The following is an 18,004-nucleotide window of genomic DNA, read 5'->3' as shown; positions in this document are numbered from 1 at the left end:
TTGTCGATCTGCCGGCTCGACGCAGCGTGACCTGGGTCGAGGGCATCGGGTGGCTCCCGCAGCGAAATAAAGGAGGAGCCGAAGGCGGGGGACATTCGCGGAGGGAGCCACCCGGTGTCCTCGGCCCCGCCCATTCGGTGTCGTCAGTCGCGCAAGCCACCCGGCGTCATGGAGCACCGATGTGAAGGGGGTGTCCGACGCGAGCAAAAAAAACCCGCTGACGCGAACGTTGCGCGCCAGCGGTCCTCCCTGCCAAATCAAAAAACGATCAGTTGACCTGCTTGAAATCCAGCGCCTTGATCATTGCGCGGTAGGCGGCGATCTGCGTCTTCTGCATCTCGACGACCTGCTCCTTGCTGTAGGCGTCGAAAGGAATGCGGCCCTCTTCCTCCATGCGCTTGCGCAGATCGGGGTTGGCGAGCGTCTTGACCGTGGCGTTGCGCAGGGTGTCGACGATCGGCTCGGGCGTGCTGGCCTTGACCAGCAGGCCGCCCCAGATCGTGAACTCGAAGTCGGTGAGCAGCTTGCTGTCGGTCACCGGCTTGAGATGCTTCAGGGCCGGCGGCAGGCTGCGCGAGAAACTGGACACGAGCTGCATGCGCTTTTCCTTGACCATGCCGTCGATGGAGGCCTGGTAGGGCAGCACCGCGAAATCGATCTGCCCGCCGGCCAGGTCGGTCAGCACCTGCGCCGAGCCCTTGTACGGCACGTGGTTGAACGGGGCGCCGATACGGCGGCCGAGTTCCTCGGTGATGAGGTGGTAGAGCGAGCCGATGCCCACCGAGCCATAGGCCAGCGGCTTGGCCTTGGAGGCGCGCGCCAGCGTGATGAATTCATCGAGGCTGCCGACCTTCAGGTCCTGCCGCGTGAGCAGCACCAGCGTGGAGGTGGAGAGCGGATGCACCAGCCGGAAGTCCTCGGGCTTGAACTTGACGGCGCTGTTGACCAGCGGCGACAGGATCACTTCGTTGGGCGAGCCGTAGTAGATGTTGTAGCCGTCGGCCGGCGCGGCCAGCACCTTGTTTCCGGCGATGCTGCCGGTGGCGCCGGCGACGTTCTCGACCAGCACCGTTTGGACGATGGCCTTCGCGAAGGGCGTGGCGAAGATGCGCGCGCCCGCATCACTGGGGCCGCCGGCCGAATAGGGGACGATCAGGCTGATCGGCTTGACCGTCGGGAAGGCTGCCGGCTGTGCCGCGCAGACGCCGGCCGCGATTGCGAGCAGGCCCGCGGCGACCGCACGCAGCAGCGTGCCGGTGGCCCGGAACCTGATGGCTGATAGAACGAAACTCATGCGATTTGTCTCCCGCTTGGATGTTGGTCGGCGCCCGGTCCAGGCGCCGTCGCCGATTCTGAGGACGGCTCCGGGCGCGAACAATAACGAACGCGCCGGCAAATCGTTGCGCAAATGGCAACGTCAGAGCGCGGGCACGGACTCCGGTCGTGAAGGAATTCCGGCGATGAAGTGGTCGAGCAGCGCGATGACCGCGGGCGGCAGGTGGCGCCCGGTGCGCGTAATGACGTGGGTGGCGCCACGGTTGAGGATGGGGTTGGCCATCGGCAGCGCGACAACGTCCGGCATGTGGATGCGCGCGGCGAAGGAGGCGCTGGCCGTGGTCAGCGCGTAGCCCAGGCCCGCATCCACGAACTGCCACAGCGCCTTGAAGGAGGAGGCGGTCAGCACGTTGCGCAGCGTGATCTGCTCGCTGATCTCGGCGGCGCGCACATGCTGGCGCACGCCGAAGGAATCCATCATGGCGGCGCCGGGGTACCCGATCAGCTCGCTCAACAGCAGCGGCCGCTTGATCGTCGCCAGCGGGTGCGTGCGGTGCACGATGGCCTGGATCGGCGCCGACGGCGTGGCGTGATGCGAGCGCAGGCGCACGTCGGTGGGTGGCTGGAACACCAGGCCGATGTGGGCCTTGTCCTCCAGGATCAGGTCGATGCTGTCGGTGGTGCTCTGAACGTGGAGGTCCAGCGTCATCTGCGGGTGGGCACGCATGAAGTCCGTGATCAGTGGCTGGAAGAACAGGTCGAGCATGCCCTCGCCGAGCACCAGGTCGACATGGCCGCGGTTGGCGTGGCGCAGGCTCTCGACCTCGGCATAGAAGCTGGCCTGCACGTCGAGCTGGCGCCGCGCGTAGGTGGCCAGCAGGCGGCCCGCATCGGTGGGCACGACACCGCGGCCGCGCCGCTCCAGCAGGGTGAGACCGCATTCCTTTTCGAGCAGGGAGACGGCCCGGCTCACGGCCGAGGCCTCGACGTCGAGCTGGTCGGCCGCGGCGCGCACGGAGCCGCTCGCCACGACCTGGAGAAAGTAGTGCACGCGGCGCGAATCGAGCAGTTCCTGCATGGCGTCAAGGGTGGGCGTGTGCACCGACGTGGCGGGGGCACGCGGCGGATTGTTCTGATTTGGTCAACGTTCCCGTTCAGCGTTTGCCATTGTTCACCAAGTGCCGCACTTTCAGAATCCACCGCATGACCTCGACCTCGCTGTCCCCATCCCTCGTCACGATCCCTGAGGCCACCCTCAACGCAATGATCGGCTGGCGCCGCGACTTCCATGCCCACCCGGAAACCGCATTCCAGGAGCATCGCACCGCGCGCGTGATCGGTGGGTTGCTGGAGGGCATGGGCATGGAGGTGCAGCGCGGCATCGCCGGCACGGGGTTGGTTGCCACGCTGCGCAACGGCCCTGGCCCGACGATCGGCCTGCGCGCCGACATGGACGCGCTCGACATGTGCGAGAAGGGCGAGCGCGCGCATGCGTCGACGACGCCGGGCAAGATGCACGGCTGCGGGCACGACGGCCACATGGCCATGTTGCTGGGCGCGGCGCGCCACCTGAGCGAACGGCGCGACTTCGAGGGCACGGTGCACTTCATCTTCCAGCCGGCTGAAGAGAACGAGGCTGGCGGTCGCGCGATGGTGGAGGCGGGCCTGTTCGAGCGCTTCCCGTGCGACGCCGTGTTCGGCCTGCACAACGCGCCCGACCTGCCGTTCGGCCACTTCGCCCTCCGGCCGGGCCCGATGATGGCCTGCTCCGACCTGTTCGAGATCGTGATCTCCGGCCAGGGCGCGCATGCCGCGCATCCGCAGAAAAGCCGCGATGCGGTCGTCGCGAGTTCGCAGGTCATCGCAGCACTGCAGGGCATCGTGAGCCGCAACGTGAGCGCCACCGACGCGCTGGTGCTGAGCATCACGCAGATCAACGGCGGCGACACCTGGAACGTGATCCCCGAGACGGTCACGCTGCGCGGAACCTGCCGCTCCTTCGTGCCGGCCGTGCAGGACCGTGCCGAGGCGCGCATCCGCTCCGTCTGCGCGGGCGTGGCCGAGGCGAGCGAGACCAAGATCAGCCTGAACTATCGACGCCACTACCCGGCCGTGGTCAACGCGCCTGCGCAGACCGGCGTGCTGGTGCGCGCGGCCACGCGGCTGGTCGGCGCCGACCGGGTCGACACCCAATGCGGCCTGCGCATGGGCTCGGAAGACTTCGCCTTCCTGCTGCAGGCCTGCCCCGGCGCCTATGTGCTGCTGGGCACTGCACGCACGCCGAACGACCCGCCCGTGCACAACCCGCACTACGACTTCAACGACGACGCGCTGCCGCTGGGCGCGGCGTTCTGGGTGTCGGTGGTGCATGAGGCACTCGCGCCGCGCGCCGTTGATCAAAATAAGCACCTGGAATCAAGTCACAAGGAGGAGACGTTCCCATGAAACCCAGGTCATTTGCATTGCTGTTGCCGACCGTGCTCGGGGCTTGCGCCGGGCTGGCGCAGGCAGCGCCCCCGGTCGACGAAGCCAGCTGGTTTCGCGACACCTACAAGGAATTGATTGAAATCAATACGACCTATTCGGTCGGCAACACCACCGAAGCGGCGAAAGCGATGCAGAAGCGTCTCGTCGATTCAGGCCTGCCGTCCGCGGACGTCGAGGTGATCGAGCCCTTCCCCAAGCGCGGCAACCTGCTGGCGCGCTATCGGGGAACCGGCGCGAAGAAGCCCTTGCTGTTGCTGGCGCACATCGACGTGGTCGAAGCCAAGAAGGAAGAGTGGAAGACCGACCCCTTCAAGCTCCAGGAGCAGGACGGCCACTACATCGCGCGCGGCGCCATCGACGACAAGGCCATGGCGTCCGCGTACGTGTCGGCGCTCGGCCAGTTGCGGCGTGAGGGCTTCGTGCCCAACCGCGACATCGTGCTCGCCCTGACCGCGGATGAAGAGCGCGACGTGCCATCCAACGGCGCGGCATGGCTCCTGAAGAACCGGCGCACGGATGTCGATGCGGAGCTCGGCATCAACGAAGGAGGCCGCGGTGAATTGAAGGGCGGCAAGCCATCGGTGCATGTGATGCAGATCGGCGAGAAGACCTACCTCGACTACGCGTTCGAAGCGACCGGTCCCGGCGGGCACAGCGCCAGGCCCACGCCCGACAACACGATCTACGACTTGGCCGATGCCTTGGTGCGCCTGCGGCAGTACCGCTTTCCGGTGCAGATGAGCGAGGCGACGCGTGTGTACTTCGAACGCTCCGCGCCCTTCCAGGAACCTGCGTTGGCCGCGGACTTCCGCCAGGTCGCCTCGGGCAAGCCTTCGCCGGAGGCGATCGACCGGCTCTCGAATCGCTCGGCCATCGTCGGGCTGCTGCGCTCGACCTGCGTGGCCACGCAAGTCGAGGCGGGGCATGCGCCCAACGCATTGGCGCAGCGTGCGAAGGCCACCGTCAACTGCCGGGCGCTGCCGGGCGATGACATCGCAGCCATCAAGGCAAAGCTCGACGAGATCGCCGGGCCGAAGGTCAAGGTGACGCCGATCGAGCTCAGTGACTCGGCCCCGGCTTCCCCGATGAACCCGGCCTTCATGGGTGTCGTCGAGCGCATCAGCGAGGCCATGTGGCCGGGCGTGCCGGTGATCCCCACGATGGGCGTCAGCACCACGGACAGCTATCGATTCCGCGCGGCGGGGATTCCGATGTACGGCGTGTCGGGCCTGTTCGTCGACCCGGAGAAGACGGGCGTGCACGGGCTCAACGAGAACATTGGCGTCCAGCAGTTGAAGGACGGGCGCGAGTTCATGTATCGGCTGATCAAGGGGCTGGCCTCGGGGCAGTAGCTGGCTCGCCCGCGAGCCCATGCGGCAAGACCACATCAGGCGTAGAGCGGCTCCTCCGCCATGGCTTCGCACTGGTCCTGCAGCATCTGCACCTGGCCCATCCAGTAGTCGCTGGAGCCGAACCATGGGAAGTTGATCGGGAAGATCGGGTCTTCCCAGCGGCGTGCCAGCCATGCGCTGTAGTGGATGAGGCGCAGCGTGCGCAGCGGTTCGATCAGCGCCAGCTCGCGCCGGTCGAACTCGCGGAACTGCTCGTAGCCTTCCAGCAGGCCGCTGAGCTGGCCGGTGCGCTGGCCCCGATCACCCGAGAGCAGCATCCACAGGTCCTGCACCGCGAAGCCGGTGCGCGCATCGTCCAGGTCGACGAAATGCGGGCCGCCGCCGGGGCGGTCTGTCGGGGTCCAGAGGATGTTGCCGGGATGGCAGTCGCCGTGCAGGCGCAGGCTCCTGAACTCGTTGCCAAAGGCGCCTTTGGCGTCCGTCGAGAGCGCCGTCGACGCGATCATCTCCAGCGCTTCGTTGCAGTGCTTCTCCCACAGGCTCTGCACATCGAGCGGGATCTTGTCGTGCTTCAACAGCCAGTCGCGCGAGGCGATGCCGAAGCTTTGCAAGTCCAGCGCGGGCCGTGTCTTGAAAGGCTTCTTGGCACCCACCGTGTGGATGCGGGCGAGAAAGCGGCCGACCCATTCGAGCACTTCGAAGTCGTCCAGCTCGGGTGGCCTGCCGCCGCGATAGGGGCTGACGCTGAACGCGAAGCCGGCATGCTGGTGCAGCGTTGCGCCCTTGAGTTCAAGCGGGGCGACCGCGGGCACCTCGGCGACGGTGAGCTCGGCCGAGAAGCCATGCTCCTCCATGATCTGCGCCTCGCTCCAGCGGCCCGGCCGGTAGAACTTGGCGACCACCACGCTGCGGTCCTCCAGGTGGATTTGATAGACACGGTTCTCGTACGAGCTGAGCGCCTGCAGGCGGCCGTCGCCGTGCAGGTCGAGCGTCGCGAGTGCGTCGAGCACCACGTCCGGCGTGAGTGACTCGTAGGGGTGCGCGAGCGCGTTGGATGCAGACATGGGCCCGATTGTCGCCGTGGGCCTCGAACTGACCGATACCGACGTACCGGCGCGGGTAAGTCCTAGCGCAACGAGCGCCCGCGCCGAGGTGCGTTCCTCAATAATTTGCCGGCCATGACGATCCGGCGGATTGACGCGCATCAACATTTCTGGCGACCCGCGAGGGGCGACTACGGGTGGCTGCGTGCGGACGATGCGAAGCTCGCGCCGCTGTACCGGGACTTCCTGCCCGCGGACCTGCAAGCCACCTTGCAGGTCCATCACGTCACGCAGACCGTGCTGGTGCAGGCCGCGCCGAGCGAAGCAGAGACCGACTTCATGCTGGCCCTCGCCGAGTCCACCGGCTTCATCGGCGGCGTGGTGGGTTGGGTCGACCTGGGCCGTGCCGAATCGGCCTCCACGCTGGCGCGCTGGGCCGAGTGGCATCCGCACCTGAAAGGCGTGCGGCCGATGCTGCAGGACCTTGCCGACCCCGACTGGATCGCCCATGCGCCGCATGCCGACACGGTCCGCACGATGCAGCGCCTGGGCCTGCGCTTCGATGCACTGGTCAAGCCGCAACACCTGGGCGCGCTGCTGCGTTTCGTCGAATCCTGGCCCGAGCTGCCGGTGGTGATCGACCATGCCGCCAAGCCGCCGTTGGTGGAAGGCTGGGATGCCGATTGGGTCGGCCAGTGGCGCCGTCGGATGACTGAACTGGCCGCGTACCCTCTTGTGAGTTGCAAGTTCTCCGGCCTGCTCACCGAGGCACCCGAAGGTGCCGGCACTACGGAATTGCGGCCTGTGTGGGATCACCTGATCCATTGCTTCGGCCCCGAGCGCCTCATGTGGGGCAGCGACTGGCCCGTGCTCAACCTTGCAAGCGACTATGCGAACTGGATCAACGTGGCCGACAGCCTGATCGACGAACTGTCGCCCGACGAGCAAGCGCGGGTCTGGCACGGCACGGCTGCTTGTTTCTACGGCATGGAGATGAGCGCAGAGCCCCGACCGGCGGCCCGGTCGCCCCAAGGTGCTGCTCGCACATCGGTGCGCAGCGAGCAGATTCCCGAATGACCCCCATCGTCGTCATCCGCAACCTCAGCAAGTCCTTCCCCGGCGTGCGCGCCCTTGACCGCGCGCAGTTCGAGTTGCTGCCCGGCGAAGTGCATGCGCTCATGGGCGAGAACGGCGCGGGCAAGTCGACGCTGATGAAGGTGCTGGCCGGCGTCTACCGCAAGGACGAAGGCGAAATCCTCGTCGACGGCAAGCCCGTCGACGTCGAGAGTCCACGTGCCGCACAGGCGCTGGGCATCGGCATCGTGCATCAGGAACTCAACCTGATGAACCACCTGAGCGCCGCGCAGAACATCTTCATCGGCCGCGAGCCGCGCGGGCGCTTCGGCGTGTTCCTCGACGAGGACGCGCTCAACGCCAAGGCCGACACGATCTTCCAGCGCCTGCACCTGAAGCTCGACCCGCGCACGCAGGTCGGCGACCTCACGGTGGCGAAGCAGCAGATGGTCGAGATTGCCAAGGCGCTCTCCTTCGACTCGCGCGTGCTGATCATGGATGAGCCGACCGCCGCGTTGAACAACGCCGAGATCGAGGAGCTGTTTCGCGTCGTGCGCCAGTTGCAGGCCGAGGGCGTGGGCATCGTTTACATCTCGCACAAGATGGACGAGCTGCGCCAGATCGCCGACCGCGTGACGATCATGCGCGACGGCCAGTACATCGCCACCGTGCCGATGGCCACCACGCCGATGCAGTCGATCATCAGCATGATGGTCGGCCGCGAGCTGAGCCAGGAAGTGCCGGACATCCCGGACACCTCGGCCAACCCGGTCGTGCTGGCGGTCAGGGGCCTGCGGCGCGGCGCCGCCATCAAGGACGTGGGCTTCACGCTGCGCAAGGGCGAGATCCTCGGCTTTGCCGGCCTCATGGGCGCAGGCCGTACGGAGGTGGCGCGCGCCGTGTTCGGCGCCGACCCCATCGATGCCGGCGAAATCGAGGTGCACGGCAAGCGCGTGACCATCCACTCGCCGCAGGACGCAGTGGGCCACGGCATCGGCTACCTGTCGGAAGACCGCAAGCATTTCGGCCTGGCCACGGGACTCGATGTCGAGACCAACGTGGCGCTGGCCAGCCTCAGGCGCTTCACCCGCGCCGGCATGTTCATCGACCAAGGCGCGATCGGGAAGACCGCGAAGGACTACGTCCGGCAGCTCAGCATCAAGACCCCATCGGTGCAGCAGTTGGTGCGCCTGCTGTCGGGCGGCAACCAGCAGAAGATCGTGATTGCCAAGTGGCTGCTGCGCGACTGCGACATCCTGTTCTTCGACGAGCCCACGCGCGGCATCGACGTCGGCGCCAAGAGCGAGATCTACAAGCTGCTCAACGCGCTCGCCGCGCAGGGCAAGGCGATCGTGATGATTTCCTCGGAACTGCCCGAGGTGCTGCGGATGAGCCACCGCATCCTGGTGATGTGCGAGGGCCGCATCACCGGCGAACTGAAGGCCCACGAGGCCACGCAGGAAAAGATCATGCACCTGGCCACCCTGCGCGAAAGCACGACCACCGCCGCCTGAAGCGTTTCCATGGCTAACAACCCCACCACCACTGCTTCCTCGCCCCCCGCCACACCTTCATCGGGCATCGCGGCCCGCCTGTTCCGACCGGCCACGCGGCAGAAGCTGCTGGCCTTCGCGAGCCTGCTGGTGCTGATGATCTTCTTCAGCTTCGCCTCGTCGAACTTCATGCAGACCGACAACATGGTCGCGATCCTGCAGGCCACGGCCGTGAACGGCGTGCTGGCGATCGCCTGCACCTTCGTGATCGTCACCGGCGGCATCGACCTGTCGGTGGGCACGATGATGACCTTCTGCGCGGTGATGGCGGGCGTGGTGCTCACCTACTGGGGCTTGCCGCTCGCGTTGGGTGTTGCCGCCGCGATCCTCTTCGGCGCGCTGTGCGGCTTCACGTCGGGCGTGCTGATCGCCAAGCTCAAGGTGCCGCCCTTCATCGCGACGCTCGGGATGATGATGCTGCTCAAGGGCCTGTCGCTGGTCATCTCGGGCACCAAGCCGATCTACTTCAACGACACGCCGGGCTTCACCTACATCTCGCAGGAGTCACTGATCGGCGACCTGATCCCGGCGCTGCCCATTCCGAACGCGGTGCTGATCCTGTTCATCGTGGCGGTGGTCGCGAGCATCGTGCTCAACAAGTCCGTGCTGGGCCGCTACACATTCGCGCTGGGCAGCAACGAGGAGGCGGTGCGCCTGTCGGGCGTGAACGTCGACTTCTGGAAGATCGTGGTGTATTCGGTGAGCGGCGCGATCTGCGGCATCGCCGGCCTGCTGATCGCCTCGCGCCTCAACTCGGCGCAGCCGGCGCTGGGGCAAGGCTACGAACTGGACGCAATTGCGGCCGTGGTCATTGGCGGCACCTCGCTCAGCGGGGGCACGGGCACCATCATCGGCACCATCATCGGCGCGTTCATCATGAGCGTGCTGACCAACGGACTGCGCATCATGTCGGTGGCGCAGGAGTGGCAGACGGTGGTGACCGGCGTCATCATCATCCTGGCCGTCTACATGGACATCCTGCGCCGAAGACGTGAATAAATCTACTGCGCGTCCCGATCTCGCACCTCCGGTCCTCACCGTATTGATATACGGTTCCGGTCCTCGGCGCGACCTCGGGGCGCTCGCTACGATTTCTTCACGTCTTCGGGGCCTGTGCATATCGAATCCTTAACCCAACGGAGACACGAAGCATGAAGAGAAGAGCAGTGAACATCGCCGCGGTGCTGGCCGCATCCCTCGGCCTGAGCGGCGTAGCGATGGCGCAAGAGGTCTACATCCCGCTGGTGTCCAAGGGCTTCCAGCACCAGTTCTGGCAAGCGGTGAAGCAGGGCGCCGACCAGGCCGCGAAGGACTACAAGGTCAAGGTCACCTTCGAAGGCCCCGAGACCGAGGCGATGGTCGACAAGCAGATCGACATGCTGTCCGCCGCGCTCGCCAAGAAGCCCCAGGCGCTGGGCTTTGCCGCGCTCGACAGCAAGGCCGCGATCCCGCTGCTGAAGAAGGCGCAGGCCGCGAAGATCCCGGTGGTCGCGTTCGACTCGGGCGTAGACAGCGACATCCCCGTGACCACCGCCACCACCGACAACAAGGCGGCCGCAGCGTTGGCCGCGGACAAGATGGCCGAGCTGATCGGCAAGTCCGGCGAAGTGGCGCTGGTGGTGCATGACCAGACCAGCCGCACCGGCGTCGACCGGCGTGACGGCTTCGTCGATCGCATGAAGTCGACCTACCCGAACATCAAGATCGTCAGCGTCCAATACGGCGGCGGCGACCAGCTCAAGTCCACCGAGATCGCCAAGTCGATCCTGCAGGCCTCGCCCAACTTGAAGGGCATGTTCGGCGCCAACGAGGGCTCGGCCATTGGCGTGGTCAATGCAGCCAAGGAGACCAAGCGCAAGATCGTCATCGTCGGCTACGACTCGGGCAAGCAGCAGAAGGACGCGATCAAGGACGGCACCATGGCCGGGGCGATCACGCAGAACCCGGTGGGCATCGGCTACAAGACGGTCGAGGCGGCGGTGAAGGCGCTGAAGGGCGAGACCTTGCCGAAGGTGATCGACACCGGCTTCTACTGGTACGACAAGAGCAACATCGCCGATCCGAAGATCGCCGCGGTCCTGTACGACTGAACCGCGACCAGGCCATGCAGCACGTCCTCGCACTCGACCTGAAGGACGACCCGGCGCTCATTGCCGAGTACGAGGCGCACCACCGCGCCGTGTGGCCCGAGGTGCAGGCGCACCTGCGGCGCCACGGCGTGTCGGAGATGAAGATCTACCGGCTCGGCACGCGCATGGTCATGGTGATGCACACCGACGATGCGGTCTACGACGCGGCGCGCATGCAGGCGGCGAGCGAGTCCGATCCGGTGCTAGTCGACTGGGAGGCGCTCATGTGGAAGTTCCAGGCGCCCACGCCGTGGACGCCGGCCGGCAGCAAGTGGATCGAACTGAAGAAGGTGTTCGACTTCAGGTCGCCGCCGGTTTGATCAACGACAGCATGTGCCCTACGCGCGGATGGCTCTTGCCGCCGAGCACCTCCAGGTAGGCCGCGTGCACGCCGTCGGGGCCGCGATGATGGTCGGCCACCAGCCAGGGACCCGCCGGATCGGTCACCTGCGTGGTGAACTCGTGCCAGGCCTCCAGCAGCTTGCGGTTGAGTTCCGCGGCGCCCCAGTCCTCGCTGCGCTTCTTGATCTGCGCCTGTGCGAAGAAGAGCGTCGCCTTGGGCCCGGGCAGGTTCTTCGCGCCGCCCAGTTGCTCCACATGCGTGCCGCCGATCGAGCTGCTGAACTTCAGGTTGACGAAGCGCGTGTGGACCTCCAGCCGGAAGGCCGCGTTGCCGGCGAAGTCGACGTACACGCAGGCCGCGTCGGTCGGGATCTGGTCCAGCTCGTCGTAGCCGACCACGCGGCTGTAGCAGCCCAGGCTTTCGCAGAACAGCTTGTTGCCGGGCGAGGTCAACCCGATCACCTCGATGCCCTCGCGCTGCGCCAGCATGAAGGCGGTGCCGTAGGCCGTCTTGCTCGATGCGCTGGACAGCAGCACCGTGTCCGCGCCGAAGAAGTCGTTCTCCGCCAGGAAGTCGTCGATCAGCCATGAGGTGGTGAACAGCGGGCGCAGCAGCGCCTGCACGTCCTCGCTGTCGGCGGTGTAGATCGGATCTGCGCTGCAGCGCATGTAGCGGTTGTAGACGCCGTGCAGTTCGGCCCGGTGCGGCGCGGCATCGACGAAGCTTTCGGGCTTGAGCCGGTCGGCCTGCAGCACCACCTGGTCGGCCATCGGGAAGTAGCCGTAGAGGCGCTCGCCCACGGCCACGCCCGGGTTCAGCGACTGCACCACGGTGCCGAAGCCCCACACCGGGATCACGCCCCAGCCATCCTCCCCGCTCGGAAAGAAGTTCCAGTAGCTCATCGCCGCGCCGAAGGCGGCGTGGGTGATGTTGTTGGACGTGAGGGCGAAGGTGTCGATGCGGACCCGGACTTGGCCTTCTGCCAGCGGCACGTCCGCGCTGGTGCGCAGGCGCGCGGTGGGCAAGGCGTCCTTGCGGGCGAGCAGGGTGGTGGTCATGGGGTGGTCTCCGCGATGGCCCCGAACCTTATACGACTTCGCAATCAAACGCATGACGGCGTTGGATCGCCTTGCCCTGCGCTTGATTGCGAGGTCGCATCCGCGCACCCTTGAGGGCAGCGCTCGAAAAAAAGCCCCGGCCGCCTCGAGGGCGACGGCCGGGGCGCCGAAATCAGTTGAAGATCAGACGATTTCGAGGTTCACGTCGATGTTGCCACGGGTGGCGTTCGAATAGGGGCAGACCTTGTGCGCGGTTTCGACCAGCAGCTTCTTCTGCGCGTCGTCCAGGCCGGGCAGCGTGATGCCCAGCGTGACCGCGATGCCGTAGGCGGCGCCGCCGTTGATCGGGCCGAGCGAGACCTTGGAGTCGATCGCCACGTCGTCCGGCACCTTGACGCTGATCTTCGGGCCGACCGCCTTCATGGCGCCGATGAAGCAGGCGGCATAGCCGACTGCGAAGAGCTGCTCGGGGTTCGTGCCCGGCTTGCCCGAACCGGGCGAACTCAGCTTGACGTCGATGGCGCCGTCGCTGGATTTGCCGGCGCCGTCGCGGCCGCCGGTGGTGTGGGCTTCAGCGGTGTAGAGAACCTTGTCGAGTGCGGTGGTCATGTCGTGTCGTTCCTTGGGGTGGGTGAAAGAAAAATGCTTCATTGGCGAAGCGCTGGGAGAAAACCTAGGCGGCGGCCGCCCTGATGCGGTCGCGCAATGACTGGAGCTGCCGCGTGAGCCCGACCAGTTCGTCGATGGAGCACTCGCTCGCGGCCAGCAGGCAGGCCGGCACGTTCGCTGCCCTGGCCTTGAGCTTGCGCCCGGCCGCGCTCAGCGTGACGTGCACGCGCCGTTCGTCCGCGACGTCGCGCTGCCGCGTGACGAGGCCATTGGCTTCGAGATCGGCAGATGGTGATTCGGACCCGGACGCCGTAGCGGTTGCGCCGGAGAGAATGCGCTCGACCTGCGCTGCCGCCACGACACGTACCATGCCACACCCACGCTCAGCCTCCGGCACCATGCTGGTCACGATCCTGGCGATGACGCTCGCCGGCACCGGGCGTGCAGACGAAGGCACCGAATACGAGCAGATCACCCCTTACCGTCCTTCGGTCTCCACTCCGGCGCAACTGCCGTTCCCGGGCCAGCTGGAGCTCGAGTTGGGAGGCCAGGGCACGGGCGGCGCGTCGCGACGCGGCAACCTGCCCTATCTCTTCAAGCTGGCGTTCAACAACGAATGGGGCCTGCTCGTGGGCGGGGACGCCTACATCTGGTCGCGGGGCGATGACGGTCGATTCGAAGGCGTGGGCGACACGAACATCACGCTCAAGCGTGCCTGGGTCGTCGACAAGGCGACGGCTTTCGGCCTGGAGTTCAACGTCAAGCTGCCGACGGCCAAGGATCCCCTGGGTAGCGGCAGGGCCGACTACGACGTCAACGCGATCTACAGCCAGGACTTCGGTCCGGTCCACCTGGACGCCAACCTGAATCTCACGCAATTGGGTCTGGTCGACCCAGGCACCTCGCACACGCAACTCGGCGGGGCGAGCGCGTTCTCGGTGAACTTGTCGCAGCACTGGGGCATGCTCGGCGAAGTCTCCGGCACGCACCGCGCCGGCGCGGACAACGGCCTTCAGTTGCTCTGTGCCCTGACCTTCAGTCCGAGCAAGACCTTGACTTTCGACATGGGACTTTCACGCGCGCTGCGGCCGCGACCTGCCACGACCTCGCTCTTCGCAGGCGTGGTACTCCCGTTGGCGCGGCTCTGGTAGGCGCACGCTGCCGGGAACGGTGCCTTTGAACTTCTCGCACGTCGGCGTGATGATTGCCCGCGAAACCATGCACTGCTAGATTTGAAAGAGACTGGAGCCGTCCGTCGGCGGCCCTTCGCTCCCTTCGTCTGCTGTGGCGCGAAAGCGCCCGGAAAGGCTTCAATGAACTTTGGCGTCTTGCTCTTCGACAAGGTGGAGGAGCTTGATTTCGTCGGGCCTTGGGAGATGCTTGCGATGTGGAGCAAGGTCGCCGAAGGCCCAGGCAGATGTCTTCTCGTTGCTGAGTCCCCTGGGCCCGTGCAATGCGCCAAGGGCTTGTCCGTCAATCCGCACTGCTCGTTCGCGGACTGCCCGCCACTCGATTACTTGTTGGTTCCGGGCGGCCAAGGGACGCGCGCTGAGGTCGGCAACCCGAACTTGCTCGACTTCGTCTCTGCCCAAGCCAGGACTTGCAAGGCCGTGCTGTCGGTCTGCACTGGCGCATTCATCCTCCACGCCGCCGGACTTCTTTCCGGAAAGAGAGCCACCACCCACTGGGGCTCGCTCGACCGGCTGCGCACGCTGGGCGATGTGGAGGTGGTCGAGCAGCGCTACGTCGAAGACGGAGGCGTCTGGTCATCCGCAGGCGTCTCGGCGGGCATCGACCTCATGCTGGCCTTTATCGCCCGTACAGCCGGTGACGATGCCGCCGGAAAGGTGCAGTTTGCGGCGGAGTACTACCCCTCATCCGTTCGATACGGGGCGTATGAGAACCAGGTGCAGGCTCCGGCGTACCTCAAGTCGACGGCTTGAATCGGGGTTGCAAGTAGCCGTTCGTGGAGTGGCCCATGCCCAGTGGCGAGTAGGCCGCGAGGCTTTCGACCGGCCCCCTGAGCTTGCGCTGCCGGGCCTCAGGTTTCGTGGCGAGGATTGCTCCGCTGAAATGGGCTTGCACGCTTTGACTTGGTCCGCGCGGTCTTGAAGCTGTTGGGATCGAAGGCGGTGCGTTGGATCTGCAGGTCATCACCGTCGATGCGTTCGGCCAGGCTCGCAATGTCGCGTCTCGTCACGCCGGCCGCTGCGAAGTGCGTCTGCCAGCCATTCACGACCTCGATCACCGCGGCCACTTCGAGGGCGGCCTCCGCGGGCAGCAGGCCGAATGCATCGCACTGCGACATCGCGTTCTCGAGCGTCGAGTCCCGGCCATACGCGCCGCAGATGAACTCCTGGAAGCCCTGCCCCGAATTCGTCGGCAAGACGTCGTACGCCGGCGCCAGCTTCAGGCGTCCATTCTCGAAGGGGTTGGCGACCAGCAGCGAGTGGTTCTTCTCGTGGTCGTCGGTGTTGTCGACGAGGATGTTGAAGACCATGCGACGAAACAGTTCGCGCGCGTCGCGCAGGTTGATGCCGTCGTGGGCAATGCCGATCCGCCGGAGGATGCGCGCCAGTTCCGGATAGCCCATCTCCGGTTCCGCGCCCGACGCAGTTGCCGCACGGATGGCGGTGCCCGCCGAGATGCTGTGAATCCGTCGGCCTCGCTCGCGGTCGAAGCGTCGAATGGCGATCGCGTGCTCGGCCTGAAGGCGGATGACCTGTGTTGTGGCGACCGTGATGCCGGCGCGTTCGGCAAGCGTCATGGTCGCATGCTCGATGAGCGGCGTGTCGACGGGCTCGTTGTTGAAGAACTTGATGACCCACTGCTGGCCTTCGATCTCGATGAGGGCCTTGGGCTTCGCGCCACCGAGCGGACTGCCGCCGCCGGCGATGATCTTCGCTTCCAGCTTGGTCAGCGGCTCCGACGCCTCGATCTTGGCCGCGACTTCGCTGAGCTTCTGCGCATCCCCGATCCGGGGCAGGGGACCCGTCTCGCGCGGGAGGTATTGGCTTGCGGACGTCGAGACGCCTAGCGCGCCGAAGCGATCGTCGCCCGCGTAGTAGAGGTACTCCATCAGGGAAAGGCGCCGGGGCTTGTCGACGAAGCGGATGACCTTTTCGCCCCAGCGATCCGGCCGCGCGTCGTCGACCGCGCCGACCGCACGCTGCGCATCGGCCGACAGGCGGCCCGGCGGCAGGAATTCGCTGTCGATGAGGGGCAGGTCTTCGCTCAGGGCAAAGCCGTTGGCGAGCCAATCCGTGGCGTAGTGCAGCGAGACGCCCTTGCCGGCGGAGACCAGCTTCAGCGCACCGACGTGGCGCGGGGCGGCCGGGTCGTGCAGGAACCAGAGGTAAAGGTCGTCCAGGCGCATCTCAGGCCTTGGCGCGCTGGCTGTTCATGCGCGCTTCCGCGGAGGCCTGGGCGCGCGCGCGGCCCAGTTCGACGGCCGCCCGGACATCCATCTCGATGGCGCCTTGGTCGTGCTCAGGGGCGGCGAGATTGCCCAGCTCGCCATCGCGCTGGATCAGCCAGAGCGCGGTGGCAACGATGCCGATGCCGACGGAGGGGTCGCCGGCTTCGAGCCGTTGCAGCGTGGGCACGGAAACACCCATGCGCTTGGCCCAGGTCTTCAAGGATTCCTTGCGGCGTAGACGGGCGACGGCCAGGTCAGCGCCGAGCTTGCCGAGGGCGGCTGCGGTCGCCGGCGGCAGTTGGAGGAGGGCTCGGGCTGTCTTTGGCATACACATAGATTATTGTGAAAATGGCAATTTCGTCAATATCTATATGTATTTGCTCGCTGAGCCAAGGCGCGGCACGTGCTGGCGGGAGTCCCCGCTTTGCAACTTCGCCGCGACCCGTGTCACCAAGCCGCGCCCGTCCCCTCCAGCACCCGCTTGGCCAGCAGGAACGCCGCCGCATTCCAGCTCTGCCCCGCCATCCCCATCGGCGCCAGCGTCTTGCCGTGGAACCACTCGGTGAAGCGCCAGTTCCCGTGCTCGTTGGCCCGGGCCAGCCGCCCCAGTTCCGTCCACGCCCGTTCGCGCATGCCCAGCTGCGCCAGCGCCATCACCCAGAACCCACCGACGAAAGGCCAGATGCCGCCGTTGTGGTACTGGTGCACGATGTTTTGCTGGTGCCGCCCCATGTACGCCCGCCACAGCTCGTGCTCGCGCGCCAGCGGATGCAGCACCACGCGCACCGGCCAGGGCTCGCTCGCGTGCGCCGTGGCGATGGTGTCGACGATGCGGCGCGCCATGTCCGCGTCGGCCAGTCCGCCCTGGATCGCCAGCACGTTGCCGAACACATCGCCCTCGTCGCCGACCACGGACAGGTTGACGAAGCTCAGGTACATCCCTGGGTCCTGCCGGCCGCGCCGCGCGTAGTGGCGCAGCAGCCGGGCGCGGTGGTACTCGGGCAGGTCCTGCTGGAAGGGGTTGAACAGGTGGTTGAAGTGGTAGAGCGTCTCGTCCGCATGGTCCAGCGCGAAGCGGCGCTTGACGTCATACCAGAGCGCGTTGGTGTAGAGCACGTAGCCCGAGCGCGGCATGATGTCGGCCCAGTCGCTGGCCTCGTTCTGCTGCAGCAGCCGGAAGTGCTGGTGCTCCTGCGCCAGCAGCCAGTCGATCGCTCGGCGCACACCGCTGCCCCAGTGCGCGGGGCCGACGCTGCCGTGGCGGCGCACGTGGTCCACCGCGATCAGCCACCACAAGGTGGCGTCGATGCAGCCCAGGTACCAGAAGTCGGCGTCCTGGCCTTCGGGGTCGACGTACTTGGGGATCTGCCCATTGGCCGCCTGTTGCGCCGCCAGGGCATCGAGGCTGGCCACCGCGCCTTGCTCCAGTGCCGGCACGCCGCTGCCGCACATGGCCATCACGCAGATCGCCGCGTCGCGGCCGAAGATGCGCGTGTAGCGACGCGCCACCGCCGCCTCGGTCCGGCTGGCGGCCAGGATGCCGTGCGGGGTGAGGTTGGCTTCAAGGAGATCGAGCGAGGCCTGGGCGCAGGTGTCGATCAGCGCACGGGTGGAGGTGTCGAGGTGGGTCATGAGGTTGCCGCGGCAGGGTCAGCGGGCATTC

18 protein-coding genes are annotated in these 18,004 nt (G+C 66.5%); 9 read left to right on the top strand and 9 right to left on the bottom strand.

The features are described from left to right. Positions 1-268 precede the first annotated feature (268 nt). Both HCU76_RS29290 and HCU76_RS29285 read right to left on the bottom strand, forming a co-directional pair. Positions 269-1,294 carry a tripartite tricarboxylate transporter substrate binding protein gene (locus tag HCU76_RS29290; protein ID WP_213952737.1) on the bottom strand — a complete coding sequence of 342 codons (1,026 nt, stop codon included), beginning with the start codon at positions 1,292-1,294 and terminating at the stop codon, positions 269-271. Between the two features lie 123 nt (positions 1,295-1,417). Further along, positions 1,418-2,377: a LysR family transcriptional regulator gene (locus HCU76_RS29285; protein WP_371319917.1), complete on the bottom strand. Its 960-nt coding sequence runs from the start codon at positions 2,375-2,377 to the stop codon at positions 1,418-1,420. A gap of 101 nt (positions 2,378-2,478) precedes the next feature. Between HCU76_RS29285 and HCU76_RS29280 the strand changes: the two genes are divergently transcribed. Both HCU76_RS29280 and HCU76_RS29275 read left to right on the top strand, forming a co-directional pair. After that, positions 2,479-3,720 (top strand): M20 aminoacylase family protein, encoded by a 1,242-nt coding sequence (locus HCU76_RS29280; protein WP_213952738.1) that lies wholly within the window; start codon positions 2,479-2,481, stop codon positions 3,718-3,720. Then, positions 3,717-5,114, top strand: coding sequence for a M20/M25/M40 family metallo-hydrolase (locus HCU76_RS29275; protein ID WP_213952739.1), 1,398 nt, complete (start codon positions 3,717-3,719; stop codon positions 5,112-5,114). The genes HCU76_RS29280 and HCU76_RS29275 overlap by 4 nt, the downstream gene beginning before the upstream one ends. 35 nt (positions 5,115-5,149) lie before the next feature. On the opposite strand, the gene HCU76_RS29270 is transcribed toward HCU76_RS29275, so the two are convergent. Further along, the gene (locus HCU76_RS29270; RefSeq protein ID WP_213952740.1) at positions 5,150-6,178 is read right to left on the bottom strand and encodes a serine/threonine protein kinase; all 1,029 of its coding nucleotides are present in this window, start codon (positions 6,176-6,178) and stop codon (positions 5,150-5,152) included. A 114-nt stretch (positions 6,179-6,292) separates the two neighbouring features. On the opposite strand from HCU76_RS29270, the gene HCU76_RS29265 reads away from it, so the two are divergent. The 5 genes from HCU76_RS29265 to HCU76_RS29245 all read left to right on the top strand — a co-directional run bounded on the left by HCU76_RS29265 (position 6,293) and on the right by HCU76_RS29245 (position 11,233). Continuing rightward, entirely contained in the window at positions 6,293-7,234 is a 942-nt protein-coding gene (locus HCU76_RS29265) for an amidohydrolase (protein WP_213952741.1), read from the top strand. Further along, positions 7,231-8,745, top strand: coding sequence for a sugar ABC transporter ATP-binding protein (locus tag HCU76_RS29260; protein ID WP_218511256.1), 1,515 nt, complete (start codon positions 7,231-7,233; stop codon positions 8,743-8,745). The genes HCU76_RS29265 and HCU76_RS29260 overlap by 4 nt, the downstream gene beginning before the upstream one ends. A 9-nt stretch (positions 8,746-8,754) precedes the next feature. Beyond that, complete coding sequence (locus HCU76_RS29255; protein ID WP_213952743.1) at positions 8,755-9,783, top strand: ABC transporter permease; 1,029 nt, start codon at positions 8,755-8,757, stop codon at positions 9,781-9,783. Positions 9,784-10,001: 218 nt separating this feature from the next. Beyond that, positions 10,002-10,874, top strand: a complete 873-nt coding sequence (locus HCU76_RS29250) for an ABC transporter substrate-binding protein (protein WP_371319921.1) — start codon at positions 10,002-10,004, stop codon at positions 10,872-10,874. Positions 10,875-10,888: 14 nt separating this feature from the next. Continuing rightward, positions 10,889-11,233, top strand: a complete 345-nt coding sequence (locus tag HCU76_RS29245; RefSeq protein ID WP_218511254.1) for an L-rhamnose mutarotase — start codon at positions 10,889-10,891, stop codon at positions 11,231-11,233. On the opposite strand, the gene HCU76_RS29240 is transcribed toward HCU76_RS29245, so the two are convergent. The 3 genes from HCU76_RS29240 to HCU76_RS29230 all read right to left on the bottom strand — a co-directional run bounded on the left by HCU76_RS29240 (position 11,214) and on the right by HCU76_RS29230 (position 13,293). After that, positions 11,214-12,314 (bottom strand): DUF2855 family protein, encoded by a 1,101-nt coding sequence (locus tag HCU76_RS29240; protein WP_218511253.1) that lies wholly within the window; start codon positions 12,312-12,314, stop codon positions 11,214-11,216. The two genes, HCU76_RS29245 and HCU76_RS29240, sit on opposite strands and share 20 nt — an antisense overlap. A 183-nt stretch (positions 12,315-12,497) precedes the next feature. Continuing rightward, positions 12,498-12,923 carry an organic hydroperoxide resistance protein gene (locus tag HCU76_RS29235; protein WP_213952747.1) on the bottom strand — a complete coding sequence of 142 codons (426 nt, stop codon included), beginning with the start codon at positions 12,921-12,923 and terminating at the stop codon, positions 12,498-12,500. A 64-nt stretch (positions 12,924-12,987) separates the two neighbouring features. After that, the gene (locus HCU76_RS29230) at positions 12,988-13,293 is read right to left on the bottom strand and encodes a hypothetical protein (protein ID WP_256354555.1); all 306 of its coding nucleotides are present in this window, start codon (positions 13,291-13,293) and stop codon (positions 12,988-12,990) included. Between HCU76_RS29230 and HCU76_RS29225 the strand changes: the two genes are divergently transcribed. Further along, entirely contained in the window at positions 13,292-14,074 is a 783-nt protein-coding gene (locus HCU76_RS29225) for a transporter (protein WP_256354554.1), read from the top strand. The two genes, HCU76_RS29230 and HCU76_RS29225, sit on opposite strands and share 2 nt — an antisense overlap. 162 nt (positions 14,075-14,236) lie before the next feature. Beyond that, positions 14,237-14,866: a DJ-1/PfpI family protein gene (locus HCU76_RS29220; RefSeq protein WP_213958084.1), complete on the top strand. Its 630-nt coding sequence runs from the start codon at positions 14,237-14,239 to the stop codon at positions 14,864-14,866. Positions 14,867-14,964: 98 nt separating this feature from the next. Here HCU76_RS29220 and HCU76_RS29215 read toward each other — a convergent pair whose 3' ends face one another. The 3 genes from HCU76_RS29215 to HCU76_RS29205 form a co-directional block, all read right to left on the bottom strand. Then, positions 14,965-16,299 (bottom strand): type II toxin-antitoxin system HipA family toxin, encoded by a 1,335-nt coding sequence (locus HCU76_RS29215; protein WP_218511252.1) that lies wholly within the window; start codon positions 16,297-16,299, stop codon positions 14,965-14,967. 1 nt (position 16,300) lies between these two features. Next, a complete protein-coding gene (locus HCU76_RS29210; protein ID WP_213958082.1) occupies positions 16,301-16,669 on the bottom strand; it encodes an XRE family transcriptional regulator in 369 nt (122 codons plus the stop codon). 119 nt (positions 16,670-16,788) lie between these two features. Next, positions 16,789-17,973 carry an amylo-alpha-1,6-glucosidase gene (locus HCU76_RS29205; protein WP_213958081.1) on the bottom strand — a complete coding sequence of 395 codons (1,185 nt, stop codon included), beginning with the start codon at positions 17,971-17,973 and terminating at the stop codon, positions 16,789-16,791. Positions 17,974-18,004: the final 31 nt, after the last annotated feature.

Source organism: Variovorax sp. dw_308 (assembly GCF_019207085.1).
Classification (GTDB): Bacteria; Pseudomonadota; Gammaproteobacteria; order Burkholderiales; family Burkholderiaceae_C; genus Variovorax.
Note: the sequence above shows the minus strand (reverse complement) of the source record. Positions and strands in the feature narration are given on the sequence as shown.

Bases quoted from the DNA above. Each gene is read 5' to 3' on its own strand.
- HCU76_RS29270 (WP_213952740.1), bottom strand. From the start codon at position 6,178: ATGTCTGCATCCAACGCGCTCGCGCACCCCTACGAGTCACTCACGCCG.
- HCU76_RS29240 (WP_218511253.1), bottom strand. From the start codon at position 12,314: ATGACCACCACCCTGCTCGCCCGCAAGGACGCCTTGCCCACCGCGCGC.
- HCU76_RS29220 (WP_213958084.1), top strand. From the start codon at position 14,237: ATGAACTTTGGCGTCTTGCTCTTCGACAAGGTGGAGGAGCTTGATTTC.
- HCU76_RS29215 (WP_218511252.1), bottom strand. From the start codon at position 16,299: ATGCGCCTGGACGACCTTTACCTCTGGTTCCTGCACGACCCGGCCGCC.
- HCU76_RS29205 (WP_213958081.1), bottom strand. From the start codon at position 17,973: ATGACCCACCTCGACACCTCCACCCGTGCGCTGATCGACACCTGCGCC.
- HCU76_RS29235 (WP_213952747.1), bottom strand. From the start codon at position 12,923: ATGACCACCGCACTCGACAAGGTTCTCTACACCGCTGAAGCCCACACC.
- HCU76_RS29280 (WP_213952738.1), top strand. From the start codon at position 2,479: ATGACCTCGACCTCGCTGTCCCCATCCCTCGTCACGATCCCTGAGGCC.
- HCU76_RS29290 (WP_213952737.1), bottom strand. From the start codon at position 1,294: ATGAGTTTCGTTCTATCAGCCATCAGGTTCCGGGCCACCGGCACGCTG.
- HCU76_RS29275 (WP_213952739.1), top strand. From the start codon at position 3,717: ATGAAACCCAGGTCATTTGCATTGCTGTTGCCGACCGTGCTCGGGGCT.
- HCU76_RS29245 (WP_218511254.1), top strand. From the start codon at position 10,889: ATGCAGCACGTCCTCGCACTCGACCTGAAGGACGACCCGGCGCTCATT.
- HCU76_RS29250 (WP_371319921.1), top strand. From the start codon at position 10,002: ATGGCGCAAGAGGTCTACATCCCGCTGGTGTCCAAGGGCTTCCAGCAC.
- HCU76_RS29255 (WP_213952743.1), top strand. From the start codon at position 8,755: ATGGCTAACAACCCCACCACCACTGCTTCCTCGCCCCCCGCCACACCT.
- HCU76_RS29225 (WP_256354554.1), top strand. From the start codon at position 13,292: ATGCCACACCCACGCTCAGCCTCCGGCACCATGCTGGTCACGATCCTG.
- HCU76_RS29230 (WP_256354555.1), bottom strand. From the start codon at position 13,293: ATGGTACGTGTCGTGGCGGCAGCGCAGGTCGAGCGCATTCTCTCCGGC.
- HCU76_RS29260 (WP_218511256.1), top strand. From the start codon at position 7,231: ATGACCCCCATCGTCGTCATCCGCAACCTCAGCAAGTCCTTCCCCGGC.
- HCU76_RS29265 (WP_213952741.1), top strand. From the start codon at position 6,293: ATGACGATCCGGCGGATTGACGCGCATCAACATTTCTGGCGACCCGCG.
- HCU76_RS29210 (WP_213958082.1), bottom strand. From the start codon at position 16,669: ATGCCAAAGACAGCCCGAGCCCTCCTCCAACTGCCGCCGGCGACCGCA.